At 35.5% G+C, this 2,097-nt stretch carries 2 protein-coding genes; both read left to right on the top strand.

Translation table 11 applies throughout. The features are described from left to right. The first annotated feature begins 158 nt into the window (after positions 1-158). On the top strand, positions 159-884 hold the full coding sequence (locus AB3X49_RS21925) for a GntR family transcriptional regulator (protein WP_367964728.1): 726 nt from the start codon (positions 159-161) through the stop codon (positions 882-884). 90 nt (positions 885-974) lie between these two features. After that, a complete protein-coding gene (locus AB3X49_RS21920; RefSeq protein ID WP_113709227.1) occupies positions 975-2,051 on the top strand; it encodes a BMP family lipoprotein in 1,077 nt (358 codons plus the stop codon). Positions 2,052-2,097 lie beyond the last annotated feature (46 nt).

Here is a 2,097-nt window from a genome sequence, read left to right as displayed (position 1 = left end):
GTATAAAGTGTGAAAATTTCATCTTGAAAAATTATTAATATTTATTCGATAATTACGCTTATTTTAAGTATTTAGTAATTTATACTATGTTGTAAGTTGAAAAAAGAGAAAAGAAGTCTTACATCAGAGGTCGAATAATTGAAATGCGGGGGAGTCTTATGTCAGTAAAATCCGATAGTCGTCACCTATATTTGCGGGTGATTGATCACATCAAAGGAGAAATTAAAGATGGGGCTTACAAAGAAAAACAAAAGTTACCTTCAGAGTTTGATCTAGCGAAAGAACTTGGTGTAAGTAGGGCAACTTTAAGGGAAGCACTACGTATTTTAGAAGAAGAAAATGTTGTTATTCGTAGACATGGTGTAGGGACATTTGTAAATGCGAAGCCGTTATTTTCTTCTGGAATAGAGCAACTTTCTAGTATTACAGATATGATTTCTAGTGTGGGGAAAACACCAGGAACAATCTTTTTATCATCATCTACAACAACTTTAACAGAAGAAGAAAAAGAGAAATTTAATTGTGAAGATGCTTTTAGCGCAGTAATGATTGAACGTGTTCGTACAGCGGATGGGGAACCAGTTGTATATTGCATTGATAAACTGGCAAAAGAGATATTACCAGATTTATCGGGATACAATGAGGAATCGCTGCTTACAGTAATACATAATAATACGCACAAGCGTATCACATACGCAGTTGCTCACATTGAACCGATTGGTTATCACCCGAAAATTTCACCGATTTTAGAATGTGAACCTGAAACGGCACTGCTAGTTTTAAAACAAATGCACTATGATCAAAATGATGAGCCAATCTTATATTCTATTAATTACTTTAGAGCTGATAAGTTTAGCTTCCACGTATTAAGAAAACGTATGTAGGGAAGTTCCTTTTTAGGGAGGTGACAGCAAGAAGTAAGGGACAGCAGCGTATGAATCATTAGACAAAACATTTCAGGAGGGGTTTCTAGTATGAAGAAAAAAACAGGTCTTTTATTATCGTTAACGTTAGCAGCAAGTACAGTGTTAGGTGCATGTGGTAACTCGGATAAAGCGGATAGTGACAAAAAAGGGGATAAAGAGTTTAAGGTTGGTATGGTTACAGATGTTGGGGGCGTTGATGACAAATCATTTAACCAATCAGCTTGGGAAGGTTTAACAAAATTCGGTAAAGACAACGATTTAAAGAAAAATGAAGGATATCGTTACCTTCAATCAAGTAAAGATGCTGATTACATTCCAAATTTAACGAAATTTGCGAAAGATCATTATAACACAACATTTGGTATTGGCTACTTAATGGAAAAATCAATTGAAAAGGTGGCTGAACAGTATCCAAAAGAGCAATTTGCGATTGTAGATACTGTTGTAAAGAAGCCGAACGTAACAAGTATTACATTTAAAGACCATGAAGGTTCATTCCTAGTTGGAGCTGTAGCAGCGATGACAACAAAATCAAATAAAGTTGGTTTTGTTGGTGGTGTGAAGAGTCCATTAATTACAAAATTCGAATCAGGTTTTAAAGCTGGTGCAAAAGCAGTAAATCCAAATATCGAAATTGTATCACAATATGCTGATGCATTTGATAAGCCAGAAAAAGGATCTGTATTAGCTTCAGCAATGTACGGTCAAGGCGTTGACGTAATTTACCATGCTTCAGGTGCAACTGGTAACGGTGTATTCACAGAAGCGAAAAACCGTAAGAAAAAAGGTGAAAATGTTTGGGTAATCGGTGTTGACCGTGACCAAAATCAAGAAGGCATGCCTGAAAACGTAACTTTAACTTCAATGGTAAAACGTGTTGATGTTGCAGTAGCAAAAGTAGCGCAAGAAGCGAAAGATGGTAAGTTAAAAGGCGGTAAAGTAGAAGAGTTCGGCTTAAAAGATGATGGCGTTGGTATCGCGAAAACAACTGATAATGTGAAAAAAGTAAACCCAGAAATTTTAACAAAAATAGAAGAGTTTGAGAAGAAAATCACTGCTGGTGAAATTAAAGTACCTGCAACTGACGAAGAATATAAAGCATATGAAGCTTCTCTAAAGAAATAATGATAGAGAAATAGCAAAGGTTAGTTCTTAGAACTAACCTTTGTAT

It is taken from the genome of Bacillus sp. C30, assembly GCF_040838255.1.
In the GTDB taxonomy this organism is placed as follows: domain Bacteria; phylum Bacillota; class Bacilli; order Bacillales; family Bacillaceae_G; genus Bacillus_A; species Bacillus_A mycoides.
The sequence above is the reverse complement of the archived record's forward strand: the minus strand, read 5'-3'. Positions and strand labels throughout refer to the sequence as shown.